This is a genomic window from Pseudomonas sp. 28 E 9 (assembly GCF_900004785.1).
Lineage (GTDB): Bacteria > Pseudomonadota > Gammaproteobacteria > Pseudomonadales > Pseudomonadaceae > Aquipseudomonas > Aquipseudomonas orientalis_A.
Genome location: NZ_CVTK01000004.1, coordinates 1 through 249 on the forward strand (window position 1 = coordinate 1; position 249 = coordinate 249).

The window sequence follows — 249 nt, forward strand, 5'->3', positions numbered from 1 at the left end:
GTTAAGAGAACTCACAAATTTTACCTTAGCCTGATCCGTTACCAGTGAAAGTAACGTTCAGTCTATCTTTCTATCACATACCCAAATTTTTAAAGAACGATCTAATCAAAGACTAGAAATCAATATTCACTTCAGAATATTCATTTCTAAACTCTAACAGCAGAAGCAGTTAATGGTGGAGCCAAACGGGATCGAACCGTTGACCTCCTGCGTGCAAGGCAGGCGCTCTCCCAGCTGAGCTATGGCCCC

General features: G+C 42.2%; 1 tRNA gene. It reads right to left on the minus strand.

The annotated features are described in order from the left end of the window. Positions 1 to 173: 173 nt before the first annotated feature. A tRNA-Ala gene (locus BFQ00_RS00190) sits at positions 174 to 249 on the minus strand.